The sequence below is a fragment of the Pedobacter sp. KBS0701 genome (assembly GCF_005938645.2).
Classification (GTDB): Bacteria; Bacteroidota; Bacteroidia; order Sphingobacteriales; family Sphingobacteriaceae; genus Pedobacter.
The window spans coordinates 2,334,054-2,352,589 of record NZ_CP042171.1 but is presented as its reverse complement, the minus strand read 5'-3'; the positions used below and the strand labels follow the sequence as shown (position 1 = coordinate 2,352,589).

The following is an 18,536-nucleotide window of genomic DNA, read 5'->3' as shown; positions in this document are numbered from 1 at the left end:
TTAATATCCTGGTAACATCGGAGCCCTATTTTTCCATAAAGTTTTTAAACAAATGAACAGGGAATACCACAAGTGGTTTAGTCATAATTTGCAACGGGATATGGAGTTGCTGATTTTCGGGCATAGCGGAAGAGCTGTTATCTTTTTCCCCACCCGTATGGCGAGATTTTACGATTATGAAAACTGGGGAATCATCGCGTCTCTTTGCCACCAGATCGAAAATGGCGAACTCCAGCTTTACTGTGTGGATAGCATTGATGGCGAAAGTTTTTATAACGATGATGTATTTCCTTCCGTTAGGATCGAGCGCCATTTGCAGTACGAAAAATACCTTTTGGAAGAAGTGATGCCGCTTATTTACCAGAAGAATGATGCTAATTATGTGGAAACTGCTGGCTGTAGCATGGGTGCTTACCATGCCATCAATCTCGCCATGAAATATCCCTGGTTATTTAAAAAGGCTGTAGGCATTAGCGGAAGATATGATCTTACAGATAATATAGGCGATTTCAGGGACCTGCTGAACGGATTCCATAATGAAAAAGTATATTTTAACATGCCGGCGCAATACCTCGCCAACCTTCATGATGATAAATTGCTTTCGGAAGTAAGAAATATGGAAATTATTCTGGCTGTAGGTGAAACAGATCCATTTTTAAGTGGAAACCAGCATTTAAGTAACTTATTATGGAAAAAAGGTGTACCCAATCAGTTTCATACCTGGGAAAGTAACGCACACCGCCCCCACTATTGGCGAAAAATGGCGCCTATGTACATTTAATTATCACATTACACAAGCGCCTTATTTCACAGCTAAATTAAAATATTGTTTAATGTGAATGGTATCTACAGGTTTTTTAGATTTTTCGGCAGCTAGAACAATATGAGCATCCAACAGCCATTTTTCTGCTGAACTATTAATGCTCGTTACTTTAATTCCTTTAACCTTACCTGCAATTGGAATTAAGTTGAAATAATCACATGAAGCGCAAGAAAACAGATATTTTACCTTTCCGGCGAGAATATCATTATCCGTAAATAAAAATTTATCATCCTGCATAGGTGCCTGAATAGATACCCTCGTGGTGCTGAAGTTATTACTCTTCGTAGCCAGAAAAATCCGGTGTTGACCAGTTGTAAGTGCCATCTGCTGATCGGTCGTTGCTGCATAATTAACATATTCAAACAGGCAGTTTCCTTCAGTACAGGGAGTTAGATTTTGCGCGTCAATGGTAAAATCCATTGGGCTACCTGTTTTCTTTTTACAAGCATTCAAGGTGCTTAATGCAATTAAAAAGGCGAAAGTTACTTTAAAGGCATTTTTCATGATTTGATTTTTGATGAAAACGGCACAAATCGAGGATATGCTACAGCTCAGACATTATTTTTTATCAAATAAATGAACCGGAAAAAACACCATTTAAACATAACGTGCAATGGCTTAAGTTAATCATCCCTGTCGTCAGTCTGAGCATAGTCGAAGACTTCTTGAGATTTATCCTTAAATTAATAACATTGCACAAAGGGATTAATTTGGCAAAAAACTACTGTTCAAAAGACTTTATTTTAACATTGGTTGAACAGGAAAATATTAAGTTTGCACATAAACAGATTAAATCTACAAAATATATGAAACAAGGATTATTAATAGATATGGATGGGGTGATTTATAGCGGGGAAGAATTGATATTTGGCGCTGATAAATTCATTAAAAATTTAATTGATGAGGATATTCCTTTCGCATTTATGACCAACAATAGTCAACGAACTGCTTTAGAGGTGGTGCGAAAACTAAAAGGACTTGGTATAAAGGTAGAAGAAAGCCATGTGTATACCAGCGCTATGGCTACCGGAAAATTTCTGTCTGATCAAAGTCCGAATGGTACCGCTTATGTATTGGGCGAAGGTGGTTTATTAAGCAGTTTACACGATCATGGCATTACTTTAGTAAATACCGATCCGGAATTTGTGGTATTGGGAGAAGGCAGGAATTTCACGCTCGAAATGGTTCAGCGTGCTGTTGATATGATTCTTGCGGGAGCTAAATTTATCACAACCAATAGAGATCCATCACCCAAAAAACCAGGATGGAATAATTTAGGTATAGCTGCAACTACTGCCATGATTGAAGAAGCAACCGGTAGAAAAGCCTTTGTTACAGGTAAACCAAGTCCGGTGATGATGCGTTCGGCACGTAAATTCCTGGGATTGGAAACCAGTGAAACCACTGTTATTGGCGATACCATGGAAACTGATATACAGGGTGGTGTACAGATGGGTTATAAAACCATTTTGGTGCTTTCGGGCATATCAAGTAAGGATACCTTAGGACATTATGCTTTTAAACCAGATATGATTGCAAGTTCTGTTGATGAGATAAAGTTTCCATTGACATGGTGGGATAGCAAGTAGTTGTGAGTTCGTAGTGCTTAATCTGTAACGTTTTAGAAACTTAAATAAGAATCAAAATGGAATTATAATATATATAAATTCAACGAAGAGCTTGTATTATAAATAGATATGTCATTCTGGGGGGCTTGTATTGGGGTAAAGGACTGTTTAGACACTCTTTAAGGTGTTTCGATAAGCTCAACAGGACAACATCGAAGGTGAAATCGCCATTAAAATACTAGCTCCTCTAAAAGGGATGGCTGACCGGTACCAGTAACCAGTGAAAAATTTAACTAATTATTCGTGAACGAAAGGACTTTCAGGAACCACTTTCTATTTATTCTCTTAGAGCAACTGAATTACTTTATTTTGCTAATTGTAAATAATTGGGTTGAGTGGAGATATACTGGCTTAAAAAAACTTAAGCGATAATCGGTTGCAAATACCACGGGGGTACCACTAAACTTAGCACCTGTTCCAACCTGATTAAATAAACTAAATGAAGCTGAATCATTTACAACCTGCTCATGTACTGGTATGTCAGGCATTTTTTTGTCTGTAAATTTATTCGCTTTGGTTAGAAGTCCAATTGCTGGAATAACCATTAATAGCGCCACGCAAGAAATCAGTCTCATATTATTTATGCTTAAATCTTCTTTTTATTTGGTTCGCTTTTTTAAACAAATATGAACGGATGTTATTATTAAGATAATTAGCTAGCATTATGAAATTGTTAAAGTTAGAGTGCAGTTTTAATTCAATATTAAGTGTAGACCGACTTAAAGAAGCAAATTAGTCCTACAGCAGATAATGAACTCAATGACGGCTTTACCTCACGCGATCGTCATGCTGAGCTGTAGCGTAGCGGAATACTCCGTGGTTAAAAAGAAGCCAAGAATGCACGGTAAACACGGAGTATCCTACGCGTTTCGTCAAACCCAACTTGATTGGGAACCACGAAGTGCTCATGAATGCCTCTGAAAAAAGGAAACTCATGAATAATAATCGTAATGCTTAAGTAAGACTTGCAGGTTGCTTTAATATTACCGCCTGCGCGAGAATGACGGATCGCATTTATTCACCACTCAACTTTGCTCCCTTTGCGCTCCATCTCTGCGGATTTTGCGGTTAAAAAAATGGAGAAACCATTATTAGATCTCTCCATTTCGCTGCGCTACAGTCAAGATGACGAACCGGGTTAATTTATTTCACCTCCTCAAATTTCAGCACCACACTCGTCCTATCAGTGCTTAAATTAGGATTAAAACCAACCTTCATTAAAAAATCGCCTGTATAAATTTTGCTGCCATCAATTGGCGATTTAGTCCCGGGAAATAAATTAATTTCGTTAATCTGATATTTTTTAGCTGCATCTAACCCATTCAACTTAACCGGATATTTACTGCCTTCGCCATAACGGTAACTGACCAGGTAGTTAAAGATCACACCTTCGGTTTTCTGCTCATTTACATACAACATGGAGGCAACGCTGCCTGCACGTGGATCGGCCAAACGATATTGTTCACCTTGCCAGATAATGCCTTTCACATCATTATAATTCTTGATTGCATCCTGACAGAACTGAAGTTCTTTTTCAGGCAGTTTGCTTACCACAATATCGAAACCCAGTTTACCCATCATGGCTACATCGGTACGGAACTTTATGGATTGTTTGCCCCAGTCGGTAACATGATTAGAACTGCTGATGGCCGGGTAAAAATAAGAGTATTCCCATTGCATAAAAATCCTTTCCAATGGGTCGGTATTATCGCTTGGCCAAAACTCCGTAAAATACTGTAATACAGCATAATCTACCCTGCCACCTCCGCCCGAGCATAACATCATCGGTACAGTTGGATATTTAGCACGGATGCGCTGAAGCACGCTGTACAAGCCCTTTACATAATCGATATAAAAGTGCGACTGATTTTTCTGGTGTGCCGAATAAGCATTATAAATTACCGCATTACAATCCCATTTAATATAGGCCAGTTTCGGGTTTTTAGTAAACAGATCGTCAACCACTCCGAAAACAAAATCCTGCACTTTTGGGTTCGAAAGATCAAGTTCCAGCTGGTTCCTGAAATAATATTCCGGACGGTTTGGCTGTTTAACCACCCAATCGGGATGTTTTTCGTATAATTCGCTCTTCGGACTCACCATTTCTGGTTCGATCCATATCCCGAACCTGGTTCCAACATTATCGGCTTCTTTTACCAGCGAAGCAATGCCATTTGGCAATTTCTTTTTGTTTTCCTGCCAGTCCCCCAAAGCCGCATGGTCGTCGTTACGTGGGTATTTATTCCCGAACCAGCCGTCATCCAACAAAAAGAAATCGACGCCTAGTTTCTTGGTATCTTTTAATAATTCTGCCAGTTTCTGTTCATTAAAGTCGAAATAAGTAGCCTCCCAATTGTTCAAAAGGGTCAGTCTACTGCCCTTACCATCTAATATTTTATAATTACGTGCCCAATTCTGTAATTTTCTGCTGGCATCGCCCTTTCCCTGATCAGAAAAAGTATATAAAAATGCAGGAGTGGCAAAAACTTCTCCCGGTTTTAAGCTGTAAGGCGAAGCATAATTATTCATGCCGGCAATGATGCGCAGGTTGTCCTGATAATCAAGCTCCAGATCGACCTTGAAATTACCGCTCCACTCCAAAGCACCATATAAAACATTGCCCTCGTTCTCTTCTGCAGGTTTATCCATTGAGATCATAAAAACAGATGGTTGAAAAAGGTTGGCCCTGGTACCTAATTTGCTATCCAAAGTTTTAATGCCGTGGGTAATTTCACTTTGCTCGGGCTGCATTTCCTTTGCCCAATCGCCATGGTACTGGTTCAGCCAAAAATGTGGCGATTTTAAATGCAGGTTGGCCGAAGCATATTTATGCAATACCACATTACTTTTTTCGCTGTGTTTAATTTCCGTCCACTGCTCTATTACATCCTGTTTATAAAAAGATTTATAAAACAGCGTGACTTCGAAATTGTACACCGGATCTTTTAGCCTGATCTTTAACAGACTTACATTGTCATCGATTGCGGCAACAGTATGATCGACATATTTCAGATCGAGGGAATTATTACCATCGGCATGGGTAACACTAATAGCAGGTTCTACCAGGTTTCTCGTTCCAGATGGCGTATAAGCCGAATTTAATTGCCCGGTATAATCTTCTGTTTGTTTGTACTGACTATTAACCTGAGCATATTCCTGTTTATTGGCTAGTTTTTTTCCAAAAAATATAGTGTTTACATCTTTTTTTGAGTCGGTCTGTAAAACGAGTGCATTATGTGTAGTTTCGATGGGTATAATGGTTTGTGCATTGCTATTCGACATGGCAAAAAGAGAAATTGCCATTGCCAATGCGCCATGCCTGAAGTATCCTGTTGTTTGATGTGATCTGTTCATTGTACTTTCAATAGTAATTGATAATGTTTTATAGATAGCGGTTTGATTAATTTATGGTTTGAGCGTAATTTTAAAGATCGCTGCGTCTTTTGCTGCAAGCCTGATGATTTGGTTGTTTTTTAAGGCTTCTTTTTTTCTACTAATTAAATTTTCAGTGCCATACACCTGATCTAATTTTAAACCGATCCTGGAGAAGTCGATATTGAAGTCCTTGGTTTCATCGCTATAATTAAATACAGCCAGATATTTCACTCCATTAAGTTCTTTTACAAACAGTTGTGAGGCAGATTTGCCCCTGTTTCCTTCTACCGGAACAAATGCTTTTCCATCCTCTAAAATCTTTAAGATTTCGGCATTGCTCAATAAATGCCGGGCTGTGCCTGTCCATTTTCCCTGACGTGAAAAATCATCGCCGGTGATGCAGGTGCCCGTAACAATGGCTGATAAAAGTCTGGCCTTATTTTCTCCGTCTGACTGATCGGAGAATACCACATGGTCGGCATCGATATAATCGTAAAGGTAAGTTTGCCACCAGCCGTTGCTCACACTGTTTAAGGTATATTCGGTATCTTTTATTGATTTAAAGGCATCACAGGCAATCCGGCGGACATGCACATATCGGCCAGAAGCCATACTTGGTGAAATTGCCGCATAAACCAGCATTTTACCATCAAGTTGTTTTAATAGAAACTCCATTCCGGTTTTATAGGCTTGCATTCCCGTGGTGATTTTGGGATCGTAAAAATGATCGGATTCTATCGCCGCATGACCTAAAAAATCAATTTTAATCATTTCGAATCCACACTCTTTAAACTTATTGATTACGGTTGCAATGCGTTGTTGCGTACCCGGGTGTGTGGGATCTAGTGCCCTTGCACCATCAATATCATGATAGCCTGAGTCAACTTTTGTCCACATTTCTCCAAATGTATAATCTGTTCCTTCGGCTTTGCGGTTACCTCCGCCTGCAAACCCCCAATCAACAAAAGGTGCCCAGTAGATGCCCGGTTTTAATCCCTTCGATTTGGCGTGATCGGCAAAAGCTTTCAGTTTGGAGTAATCGCCGGTTAAGCCTCCTTTTAAAAGGTTATCCCAGTACGAATCGAGATCGATAAATGCGACGTCACCACTCCGGAAACTTTTTAAACTATCAGCAAAAAAATCGCTTACCTGATTGGCTTTTTCGAGTGTGATTTTCTCCTGCATGGCACCCCAGCTGTTCCAGCCTACCGGTGTGGCATTATTCCATTTAAAAACCATGGGAGGTTCTGAAATCCTGTTCAGTTTGGCATAAGTTTCCATACCCAAACGCCAATCATCAAAAGCTCCGAAAAATACTTTTGCAGAACTCACCGAATTGCCGGTTAAATAACCATGTATAATTTTATCGCGGGTTATACTTTCTTCGGTATAACCACAGATGGCCTGTATACTGATCTTTTTATCGCTATTCATTGCAGTAATTACACCTGTTTTCCAGTTGGTGTGGTCGATAGAACCGATTACAAAACCTTTTCGTGATTGATCATGGTATAAAGCGGTAACTTCAGCACTTGGATTGCTTACATTAGCTATTAAGGGTACTGTATTGTAAGAAATGAAAGTATCGTTATCAAATGGTACAAATAAACTCGTTGGGGTATCCGAAGGTTGTTGATCGATCAGGTTTCCGTTTATGGGAACAATATGATTAATGGATAAATTAGCACCTTTCAGGATAATGCTGATCATAAAATAATCTTTATGGATATAGGTATAAAATACCTGTTGCATGGTTGGCAAACCAACTTGTTTTAACAGTAAAATGTGTTTAAATCCATTGCCAAAACCATCTTTAATAGCCTTTTTACTATAGGTAATATCTTTATAATCTTTGGAGCTGAACAATGTTTTCTGGTACTCGGCTTGTGAGAAACCATTTAGCAACAGTTGCTTCGGCCCGTCCGACACATTAAAAGTGCCGGTTTCAAGATTATAGTCTATTTTTCCGGTTTTACCATAACCGATTATGATTGCAGAAGCAGATCTGCCGGAAAAGAACAGTATACTTAATATTAAAAGTGCCCGGTGTTTGAATAAAAATTTAAAAATCATGTATTGTTCTAAAATTTAACCGAAGTTATGGTGCTTACCTTTCCGTTTATTTTAACTTTTACCTTCTGCGGCATTGCCGAAGCAATTTTGTAGGCGGTAATTTTACCATCCTTCCAGTTCATATCAACCGTAAAATTGCCCCTCGCTTTTAAGCCCTGTATTTCGCCAAAAGCTTTCCATGCATCTGGAATGGCAGGTAAGAGTTCGATAAAACCATCGTGGCTCTGAATCAGCATTTCAGCAATGCCCGCAGCAGCACCAAAGTTGCCATCAATCTGGAACGGTGGTCCGGCTGATAACATATTCGGATAAACACCACCACCTGCTCCATAATTGATATCGGTACGCAATGTGGGTTTTAAAATCTCCCTGAACAATTTAAATGCCCGGTTCCCATCCTGTAACCTAGCCCAAAATAACTGTTTATAAGCAATCGACCAACTTGGTCCATCATCTCCCCTTACTTCGAGTGTTTTTTTGGCGGCTTCGGCCAAGGCAGGAGTTGAATTTGGTGTGATTAAACCAGCAGGATAAACGCCGTATAAATGAGAAATGTGGCGGTGCTGTGGATCAGTTTCCTTATAATCTTCCAGCCACTCCTGTATGCGCCCGTCTTTGCTGATTACCCCCACTGGTGGAATCGATTTTAGTTTTTCCTGTAGCGAAGCACTAAACGAGACATCAACTTTAAGCAGTTTTGCTGCAGTAATTACGTTATTAAAAAGTTCTCTCACAATCTGGTTATCGATGGTTGGTCCCATCGAAATGCTTGCGGTTTTTCCGTTGGGCATGTAAAAAGAATTCTCTGGCGATACGGATGGCGAGGTAACTAACCAGCCTGTTTTTGGATCTTTGATCAAAGCACTCTGGTAAAATGCAGCCGATCCTTTTAAAATGGGATAAATGCTTTTGAGGTATTTTAAATCCCGGCTATAAGCGAAATGATCCCAAAGGTTGCTGCATAACCAGCCCGAACCTGCATTTGAGGCACCCCAGGAGGCACTTTCACCCGGTTCGGTAAAGCCCCAAACATTGGTAATGACGTGGGCTATCCAGCCATCTGCATTGTAATAAGCCTTTGCGGTTTTTGCACCATGTTCGGTTAAATTCCTCACCAGTTCGGCTAGTGGAAGATTTAATTCCGATAAATTGGCAGGCTCTATGGCAAAGTGGTTCATCTGCACATTAACATCCAAATGGTAATCGCCGTTCCAGGGAGTATTGATCTGATTTGCCCATAAACCCTGAAGATTTGGAGGTAAAAGCCCTACCCTGGTACTACTGATGCTTAAATAGCGGCCAAACTGAAAGAACAGGGCACTTAGTGAGACATCATTTTTGTAATCTTTATAAAAATGATCCAATCTTACGTCGGTTGGCTGTTTAGCAGCTTCACCTTCTCCTAAATTAATTTTTAAACGGTTAAACAATTTGCCAAAGTTTAAACGGTGTTTAGCCAGTTCTGCCGCATAAGTTTTCTTTTTTGCTTCCTGCAACACATTTTTCACCCTTGCTTCGAAATCTGCATGTTTAAAATCGGTTTCTGCAGCTACATAAATAATAATTTCGGTAGCATCTTTTATTTTAAGGACATTGTCTTCGCTCCTAACCGAACCATCTTTCAGTTTGGTACTTACGCGGCTTATGTACTTCATGCCCTTTCCATCGGTTCCATTATCCAGCTGACCAAACATCAAAAGTTCATTGCCCTGACTGGCTAATGTTGCTTTTTCTGACCTGCTGATGGATATGTTGCAGTTCAGTTTTTTAGGCTGATCGGCAGTAATTCGGATGATATTTACGTCATCATCAAAACTGCAGAAATATTCCCTTTTGTATTTTACACCACTGAGCGTAAATTCGGTTGTGGCCACCGCCTTATCCAGCGATAGCGTTCTTTTGTAAACCGCTGGTTTTACATCTTTAACGCCTGGATACTCATAATCAAGTTGCAAATTGCCCAGTGTTTGGTACTTGCCCCAGGTTGCCCCTCCAGATCCCTGCCCTTTGCAAACAAAATCGCGGTTTACGAGTTCCTGTGCTTCGTCATTTTTACCTTCCAATATCAGTTGCCTGATTTTCGGCAAACTTTTATAGGCTTCGTAATTGTTGGCGTCCTGTTTCCCGCCGCTCCATAAGGTAATATCGTTCAGCACAATATTTTCTTTGGTAATGCCACCATCTGGTGTCATGCCGAGTTTACCATTGCCCAAGGGAAGGGTTTCTTCCCAGATTCTGGCAGGTTTATCGTACCAGAGCAACAATGGTTTTTGCTGGGCAAAGGTATATTCACCTATAAAAAACGAGAGGAGTAAAATAATGATCAGTTGCTTTTTATACATTTTTCATTTGTGTGTTGTTGTACTCATAATTAAAAAAGGCATTAACCACAGATGGACACAGATAAACACGGATTTTATATCTGTGTGCATCCTTTTCATCTGTGGTTAAAAGAATGGATCCGGTCAATTTAGATCTATCTAGGTAGATCTCTCGACTTCGCTGCACTCTGCTCGAAATGACGATCGCCGGTGGCTTATCAAACCACATTAATCGAATCAAATAACATTTACTGCTTATTCCAGAATCTCATTTCGCTCATATTGCTATAATTGCCATCGCCGGTAGTTACATGTTTGATCCTGATGCGAATATAACGAATCGGTTTACCTCCGTTATCAAGTTCAGCCGTTATTGCATTTTTGCCATCATCCGTTCTGGTCACGTCTTTCAAAAGCGTCCACCCTTTGCTGGTGGCTTCAGCCGGCCAACCATTATCGCTAGCCGATAAGTTGGTGTTTGCATTGCTTAGATCGGCTATTCCCCAAACTTCAAAGCGATCAGGATTATTACAACAATCTCTTCCGGTTTCTTCGATGCGGGATAAATTGGTGTATATTTTACCTAAATCGAAGGTAATTACATGTGGCATTCCGCTGTTACCTGCGCTATGAAAAATATTCGGGTAGCCCTGCGGACCAACGCTTCCATCCCATAATTTACTGATGCTGGTACCCGATTCGTAAGTCTGCGCATCGCCTGGTAATCGCACTTCGTTAAAAAGTGATCTATCGCAAAGTACATAGGTAAAAATCTGCGGAAAGGTAGAAAAATCAGATACCGTGAATATATCCAAAGAACCCTTGCCCGGAATATAAGATGATTTATAGAGGATACTGGTTCCGGCTTTATAATCAGGAAGTATGATGGCCGTATCAGCAGGCAAAAGAATTTTGTCTACACTTGTGCCCGCTGTATTGGTATACCTCACAACCGTATTTACATTGATGGTATCTGGTGTTTTAAAATTTAATTGTACCGAACCATTGCTGTTCACCAAATAAGGGTTTGTGGCGTTGTAAGGCCTGTTTAATAAGCCCGATTGATATAACGGCCCAAAAACCCTTACGTTTCTGGCTTCTATCGGAATCGATTTATGCCCCTGTGCATCATAAGAATAAACTGTAAAGGTATAAGTATATTCCTTCAAATTCGGAATGGTTACTTTGATGGTATCCAGAGGATTATGGGTTGTGGAGGTAACCACCACCGAATCGGCACTGTTGTTCCAGTACACTACATATTTACTCACACTCGGATCCGGACTAGGGTTCCACCACAGTGCAGTTCTTAAATTACCTGGTTTGGTTACAATATTAGCTACACGGCCCGGATAAACAATCTCGCCATCTTTTAAATAATCCTTAAAGGCAAGATCATCTTTGGTGCAACTGATAATTACTGTTACCAGCAATAACAGCAGACCGCTAATTTTATATATACTTTTCATATCTGAAAATTTATCTTTTTATATTATCATTAACTACCGTGGATCGCCGTAAAAGGCCATTTCCATCGCATGTGCAAAGGTACCGTTAGACCATGTTGTGCTTACTGATAGGCGCACATAACGTACTTTCGGGTTGGTTAAAGGAAAGTTGAAACTTACCCCTGCCTTTACAAAATCGTTATCAGCAGTAGTGTGTGCAACAGGCGCTAAACCAGATGGAGGATTTGGGTAATTGTAGTTCCCCATATTGATCCAGTCGCCGATAATGGTACCTTCTGGTGCCAAGATTGGAAGCTGAGCATCGCGAGGAGCATCCACATCAGAACCCCATACCGAAAATACTTTCGGGTTTCCATGTCCAAAGGCAAACTTGTCGCTTCCATCTGGTCTTTCCCATAAAATAAAGCGGCTTAACTTCGCACTCACCCCTAAACCAAATGTAGCAATTGCAGGCATTGCACCGCCCGGGGCCGTATGCCATCCGTTTGAGTTACCGTCTGTTTTGCCATCCCATAAATAAGGAAGATCCCAACCATACGCAATCACGCCATCTGTAGGAAGCCTGTACTGGAAAAATTTATTTCTATCCAATAAGGTTTCAAAGAAAGGCGTAACAGTTGTATAAGTAGTATCGGAAATGTTTCCAAAATTATCGGTTACATAATAGCCTATTTTCTTTGCTACCGGCGCATAGCCCCTTACCGAATAGTTGATTATTTCCGTTTTACCATAATGCTGATCGATGACATCCGAAACATTATTATTGCTAAAACCCAGAAGAATAATCCCCAGATTATTTTTAGCAGGGTTTGTTCCTGTAATTTTGATTCCGCCAAAATCAGCTTCAGCATTAATAGTCGGTTTGGCCAGCAAATAAGGCGGGGTATCGGGATTAACTTTTACCACCACAGGATCGGATTTAACCTCTGCCCTGCTTACGGCATATAAAGTAACATCATAACCCTGCTTTTTGGCAAAACCATCAACCATAATCGAATCAGAATAATAACTCGATTTAGTTTCGCGTGTGGTTACGCCATTTATTTTGTACCGTGCCAATACATATAAAAGGTTTTTAGAATTTGGCAAGGAATAAGTGATGTATGCACCACCATTAAAATTATCTACTTTAATATTGGTTACTACCCCTGGCTTGGTCATATCAGACGAAGCCGGATCGTTATAAGTTTCCATTTTTTTACAAGCCGCAATACTGGCTACAAGGGAAACGATAAGGGCGAGGTAAATACTATTTTTAATACGTTTCATATCTTTAATATTTAAAACTACCAATAAGGGTTTTGAACTAAGTTTGGATTTACCACCAAATCGTAACTCCTGATTGGCCATAAATAATCTTTTAAACCAAAAACCGGGATAAATTGGGTAGTTGGACGGTAATAATTAATGGCTTCAGCATTATTGATGCTCCAACCTTGTATCGGTGCGGTTAAAACCGCCTGAAGTTCTTTCCACCTTCTTAAATCCCAACCGCTCTGGCCTTCAAAACACAGTTCGATCCTTCTTTCCTGGTGGATGATCTGCCTTAAACCATCTTTGGAATTAAATTTATTCGGACTTTTCGAAAAGTTTGTCCAGGATGACTGTACACCCTGCAAGCCAGCCCTTTGCCTAACTTTATCGATATAAGTAAATACTTCTGCGCTGGGTCCGCTTACCTCATTTAATGCTTCAGCATATAATAGGTATAAACCTGCAAGCCTGATCAATGGTAAACGGAAAGCCGATTGCTGAAAACCATCATCGTAAACAGAAGCATAACTCACCAGTTTCTTTGGCCAATAACCTGTAATGTTCAATCGGATGTTATCACTCGGCGCGGCAAGACCGGTTCCCCTTGCGGAAACATAGTATAATGGATTGGCCGGATCGTCCTGGTTATTTCTTCCGTTCCCGAACCAGATACTCCCATCAAAAGCAATATCGGCATAAAAGCGGGTTTCGCGTGCAAAATGCCCCTTTATGGTTTCGTAACCTTGCCGAATATAATAGCGGCTGGCATTATCCCCCACTTTAATGGCATTTCTGCCTGCATAATCCCAGGTTTTATCCTCACTGATCGGCACACCATTTACGGTATAAAAAAGCTCTTGGGTGCTTATCGGTGCAGAAAAAGTAGAAGGATTAGAAAAATTGTTCACTGCCGATTTTGGCGTAAGCCTTGGTGTGGCAAAACCCTGGTAACTAAACTCCGGATTGGAAGCCCAGATGATCTCCGAATTCAGCTCCCATTTCTCGGTTACTGCATTCTGCACATCCAATTCTCTTTTTAACGAATCGGATAGCTTACCTACCGTTGTTGGTGCACTAAAGGTGTATAATTTTATACCCTGACTTTCTGCAGCTGTAATGGCGGCTTTTGCTGCATCAGCTGCTTTTTTCCATTTTTGTGCGTCAAAAGCTGCCGGAAAAAGACTTATCCCATCTTTATCTTTAAAACTGACATAATCAGGATTGCCATTAAAAAGCGGGCTGGCCGATGTGGCCAAAACATCAGCTTTAACCGATAAGGCAATTACACTTGTTATCCTGCCTAATTCGGTAGCCTGACTGCTGATTACAGGAGGTAAATTAGGGATGGCTTCGTCTAATAGAGAAATAATATAATCAACAGTTTCATCAACTGGTGCCCTCTTTACACGCACTTCATCGGTACTGCTATTAATGGCCAGATTGGTTTTAATTAACGGAATTGGTCCGTACATTTTAAAAAGCACATAGTGATAATAAGCTTTTAAAAATTTGGTTTCGGCAATCCAGCGCTGTTTTTCAGTTGCGCCTAAATCAATCGGTTTATCAATATTTTCGAGCATGATATTACAGATCCTGATCGAACGCCACAAGCTATAGCTGCCTTCGCTGCCATCCCACGCATTTAAACCAGGGTTTGCTGCTGTTTGTGTTCCCCTTAACAGATTGAAACCTGTACGATTAAAATTCAGGTAATTATCAAGTGTGTTCGAATAAATCAGCTCCGATGAAGTGGTAAAACCAGGGTTCGAAGCCGCATCGTTCATGCGCTGCAGATAAGCATAACACGAGTATAAATAGTTTTCGGCTTCATTTCTGTTCCTGAAAGCATAATCAAGTGTGCCCAAATTATCGGGTGTGATATCAAGGTACTTTTTGCAGGATATAAAAGTGCATAACACCACCATGATGCAGCCGTATGTAAAATATGTTTTTATCGTTTTCATTATAAGGTTACGTTAAGACCAACATTGAATACCTTTTGGATTGGATAGGCAAAACCGTTTCCACCCTGCTCAGGATCCCACATTTTAAATGGACTCCAGGTAATCAGGTTTAAACCATTTAAATAAATGCGGCAAGAATTTAGCTTGATTTTACTCGAAATGCGCTGCGGAAGCGTATAGCCAAATTCAACTGATTTAAGCCTCAATAAACGGCCGTTTCTCATCCACCACGTACTGGTTTGTGCATTGTTTTCAAGATCTGTAGCATTTACGGCAAGCCTTGGATATAGCGCATACAAATTCTGATTTTCCGGCGACCAGTGGTTATCGGCAAAATCTTTTAGCAATTGAGTATTACCATAAATATACTGCTGATTGCTCGGTACAAAAGGACTCACCTTGGTTGGATCGATAAAGAAAGTCATCCTATCCTGTCCGGTAAAGAAAGCCGAAAGATCAAAACCTTTGTACGAAGAACTGAAACCGAAACCATATACCACTTCTGGCGACTGAGGAAAACCAATGTAAGCTTTATCGGCATCGTCAATTTTACCATCGTTATTTAAATCGCGATATTTAATATCTCCTGCCCTTGGCGGTTTACCACCTGTTGAGAAAATCTGTGTTGGAGAGTTCTGTACCTCTTTATCATCCACAAACAAACGTTCAGCAATGTAACCATAGTTTCTACTGATCGGCTGCCCCGTGGCATAACGGTAAGCTTCGGCCCATTGTGGCTCTTCGTAATTGATGTATTTATTTTTGGCAAAGGTTAAGTTAGAACGAACCGCAAAAGAAAATGCATTTACGTTAAACTTATAATCGAGTGATAAATCGATACCTCTTGATCTCGCTTTACCAATATTCGCACCAATATCTGGTGCACCGGTGTTTGGATCAATTGCCTCTAACCCTAACGTGCTGGGTACGTTTTTACGAATCATGTAAATATTGTAACGGTCATTATTGTACACCTCCGCAATAATGTTCATGTTTTTGAAAAGCGTAGCTTCTAAAGCCAGATTGGTTTGGCGCGAAGTTTCCCAGGTAATATCAGTATTTTCGTAACTGTTGATGTAAACGCCAGGACGTGTAACCCCACCATTATAACCAAACTGGGCATAGTTACCACCACCGTTTAAGTTTACGTCAGACTGGTAGAAAAAGCGTTGTGATCCGATGGCATCATTACCCACTAAACCAAAACTTCCCCTCAATTTTAAACGGTTAACTACATTGGCAATGCCGCCTTTCCAAAATTCTTCGTTAGAAACAATCCATCCGGCACCAATGGTTGGGAAGAAACCAAATCGGTGGTTTTCCGAAAACCTTTCCGAGCCATTATAACCAAAGTTGGTTTCTAAAAAGTAACGGCTTTTGTACGAATAAGTTAACCGTCCTGCCAAGCCTAAATTCCGGTAAGGGAGCGAATATTGTAAAGTCCTGGTATTGGTTTTCGGATCTTTGGCATTGTTATAAAGATTTTGCTGAGCGGTACCAATTAATGCACCACTTACGGTATGGTTCTTACCAAAAGTATGATCGTAATTTACAGAAGCCTGCCCGTAAAGAAAGGTGCTGATGTTCGGATCGCCAGGGTAATAACTTAAATATTCCTGTGCAATGTTCGGAACCTGAGATGGATCTCCGGTAGCGGAGTTTAACCAGTTTAACACATAAGTATTGCTTGCTTTGTCGTAAGAGCCTACGTTATAGTAAAATGGAGAATAGGCCATTGACGAATCGAAGTAAGAATACCTGTTGGTACTGAAAATCGATTTAAACGAAAGTCCTTCTGTAAAAAAATCCAGTTTTTGATTCAATTCTAATTGTGCCGACATACGCGATTCAGTAGAATTTTTATGTCCGCGGAGCAATGCCGCATAAGGGTTGTTATACAAAATACTGTTTACCCCAGTGCCACCTGTGTTCCCAAACAAAATGTGCTGCGCATTTTGATTGGCCGCATCGGCAGGAAAATAAGCCGGAAAAATAACCGGACTGGTGTGTACCGCAATATTATAAAGATCGGTAGAAAAACCACCGTCGGTAGCCAACGGACCATTATATTCGCTAAAATTACCCGATAAACGCACCACCAGTTCGGTAGTTTTGCCTAAATCGATATTGATATTAGAGCGCAACTGGTAATTGCGGAATTTTACGTTGTTATCGTTGTTATTTTTTTCATCCTGATTAAGTACGCCATTATCAAGGTTATAGGAACCAGCAATGTAATACCTGGCCACGCCACCCCCACCGCTCACACTCATGTTGGCTCGTTGCGTACTGGTTCTCTTTTTAAACAACAGGCCTAACCAATCAACCGCTGGGTAAACATATTCGTTATACCCCGGACTTTTATTTACCGTTGCCTGCGTGTTGATGATCTGGTTTGGCGTAAACATCGGATCCATTCCCCTACCAATAGAAGCCTCATTAAAAAGCCTCATATAGGTAATCGGATCGGCAAGTTCTAAGTTTTGGGTAGATTGTGAAGAAGAGTTCTCCAGCCGGAAACTGATTTTGGCTTTACCCTCTTTACCAGATTTGGTAGCCACTAAAATTACGCCATTTGCGCCCCTGGCACCATATAATGCCGTAGCACTCGCATCTTTCAGTATCGAAAAACTCTCGATATCATCTACCTGAAGGCGTGCAAGATCCGAACTCGTTAACTCTACGTTATCGATCAAAATCAACGGATCCTGCTTGTAACCGAAAGTAGTTACCCCGCGGATAAAAAACTGCGAGTTATCCTGCCCAGGCTGTCCGCTGCGTTGATAACCGATTACACCCGCTATCTGACCAGAAAGTGCATTGGTTAAATTACTGGAAGGAATTTTAAGGTTACCCACTTTCACCGTGGTAACCGAACCTACCAAAGCCTCTTTACGTTGCTTTTGGCCCAAAGCCGTAATCACCACCTCTTCCGAAAGCATATTTTCTTCGGTTAATTTAATGTTGATGATGTTACCTGCTCCAACCGTTGCCCTTTGCTCGCGGTAGCCTACATAAGAAAAGCGGAGGATTTCGCCGGGCGCAACATCAAGTACAAATTTCCCGTTATTATCGGTTTGTGTTCCTACGTTAACCTTGTTTACTACTGCCACAGTTACGCCGGGCAGCCCTACCCCTAGCGTATCGGTAACCTTACCCGTAATGGTTTTCTTCCCTGTTTGGGAATAACTGTTTACAGGCATAAAAATCAGGAAAAATACAAGCATCGAACCTGTCAATACCATTGCATTTTTTAGCCTGCCAGACACCGGTTGGTGCCCACAAAACAAAAATAATTGCTTCATTTGCTAATAAGCTTTTAAATGATGAATTAAAAAATTGTAGATAGATGTAGATCGACAGAAATTAATGCCTTTTCAGATGTTGGATATCCTTCGGCCATCCTGTAGCAATTGATGGTAGGGTTTGCATAACTGCACAATAAGTTGTAAAATTTCTCATAATTTGGAATTATTTGGTTAATGAAAACAATAGTTCAGACAAGTGATTTTAACATTTATTTACTTGTTACCCTCTTCTCTATGGGGAATAAAATGCTTGAAAGCAGGTAAACAAACTTAACTATCCTATCCTATTCTATCCTATTATTTTCGGATACAATGATAAAC

Annotated in this window: 11 protein-coding genes; 2 read left to right on the top strand and 9 right to left on the bottom strand. The window is 40.5% G+C overall.

Annotated elements, in window-relative coordinates; translation table 11 throughout:
* Positions 1–52: 52 nt before the first annotated feature.
* A complete protein-coding gene (locus FFJ24_RS09235) occupies positions 53–781 on the top strand; it encodes an esterase family protein (RefSeq protein ID WP_168202428.1) in 729 nt (242 codons plus the stop codon).
* Positions 782–802: 21 nt separating this feature from the next.
* Here FFJ24_RS09235 and FFJ24_RS09230 read toward each other — a convergent pair whose 3' ends face one another.
* Positions 803–1,327 (bottom strand): hypothetical protein, encoded by a 525-nt coding sequence (locus FFJ24_RS09230; RefSeq protein WP_138821226.1) that lies wholly within the window; start codon positions 1,325–1,327, stop codon positions 803–805.
* A gap of 302 nt (positions 1,328–1,629) precedes the next feature.
* On the opposite strand from FFJ24_RS09230, the gene FFJ24_RS09225 reads away from it, so the two are divergent.
* Positions 1,630–2,412, top strand: coding sequence for an HAD-IIA family hydrolase (locus FFJ24_RS09225; protein WP_138821225.1), 783 nt, complete (start codon positions 1,630–1,632; stop codon positions 2,410–2,412).
* A 338-nt stretch (positions 2,413–2,750) separates the two neighbouring features.
* Here the strand turns inward: FFJ24_RS09225 and FFJ24_RS09220 are convergent, their stop codons facing one another.
* From FFJ24_RS09220 to FFJ24_RS09185, 8 genes are all read right to left on the bottom strand, one after another.
* Complete coding sequence (locus FFJ24_RS09220; protein ID WP_138821224.1) at positions 2,751–3,026, bottom strand: hypothetical protein; 276 nt, start codon at positions 3,024–3,026, stop codon at positions 2,751–2,753.
* A gap of 568 nt (positions 3,027–3,594) precedes the next feature.
* Entirely contained in the window at positions 3,595–5,805 is a 2,211-nt protein-coding gene (locus FFJ24_RS09215; RefSeq protein WP_246862781.1) for an alpha-galactosidase, read from the bottom strand.
* A 51-nt stretch (positions 5,806–5,856) separates the two neighbouring features.
* Positions 5,857–7,899: an alpha-galactosidase gene (locus FFJ24_RS09210; RefSeq protein WP_210419489.1), complete on the bottom strand. Its 2,043-nt coding sequence runs from the start codon at positions 7,897–7,899 to the stop codon at positions 5,857–5,859.
* An 8-nt stretch (positions 7,900–7,907) separates the two neighbouring features.
* The gene (locus tag FFJ24_RS09205; RefSeq protein ID WP_138821223.1) at positions 7,908–10,241 is read right to left on the bottom strand and encodes a glycoside hydrolase N-terminal domain-containing protein; all 2,334 of its coding nucleotides are present in this window, start codon (positions 10,239–10,241) and stop codon (positions 7,908–7,910) included.
* Positions 10,242–10,468: 227 nt separating this feature from the next.
* Positions 10,469–11,689 (bottom strand): DUF4998 domain-containing protein, encoded by a 1,221-nt coding sequence (locus tag FFJ24_RS09200; RefSeq protein ID WP_138821222.1) that lies wholly within the window; start codon positions 11,687–11,689, stop codon positions 10,469–10,471.
* A 33-nt stretch (positions 11,690–11,722) separates the two neighbouring features.
* Complete coding sequence (locus FFJ24_RS09195; RefSeq protein ID WP_246862780.1) at positions 11,723–12,958, bottom strand: DUF5000 domain-containing lipoprotein; 1,236 nt, start codon at positions 12,956–12,958, stop codon at positions 11,723–11,725.
* A 17-nt stretch (positions 12,959–12,975) separates the two neighbouring features.
* Positions 12,976–14,907 (bottom strand): RagB/SusD family nutrient uptake outer membrane protein, encoded by a 1,932-nt coding sequence (locus FFJ24_RS09190; protein ID WP_168202427.1) that lies wholly within the window; start codon positions 14,905–14,907, stop codon positions 12,976–12,978.
* Positions 14,907–18,212 carry a TonB-dependent receptor gene (locus tag FFJ24_RS09185; RefSeq protein ID WP_246862779.1) on the bottom strand — a complete coding sequence of 1,102 codons (3,306 nt, stop codon included), beginning with the start codon at positions 18,210–18,212 and terminating at the stop codon, positions 14,907–14,909. Before FFJ24_RS09185 ends, FFJ24_RS09190 begins: the two co-directional genes overlap by 1 nt.
* Between the last annotated feature and the right edge of the window lie 324 nt (positions 18,213–18,536).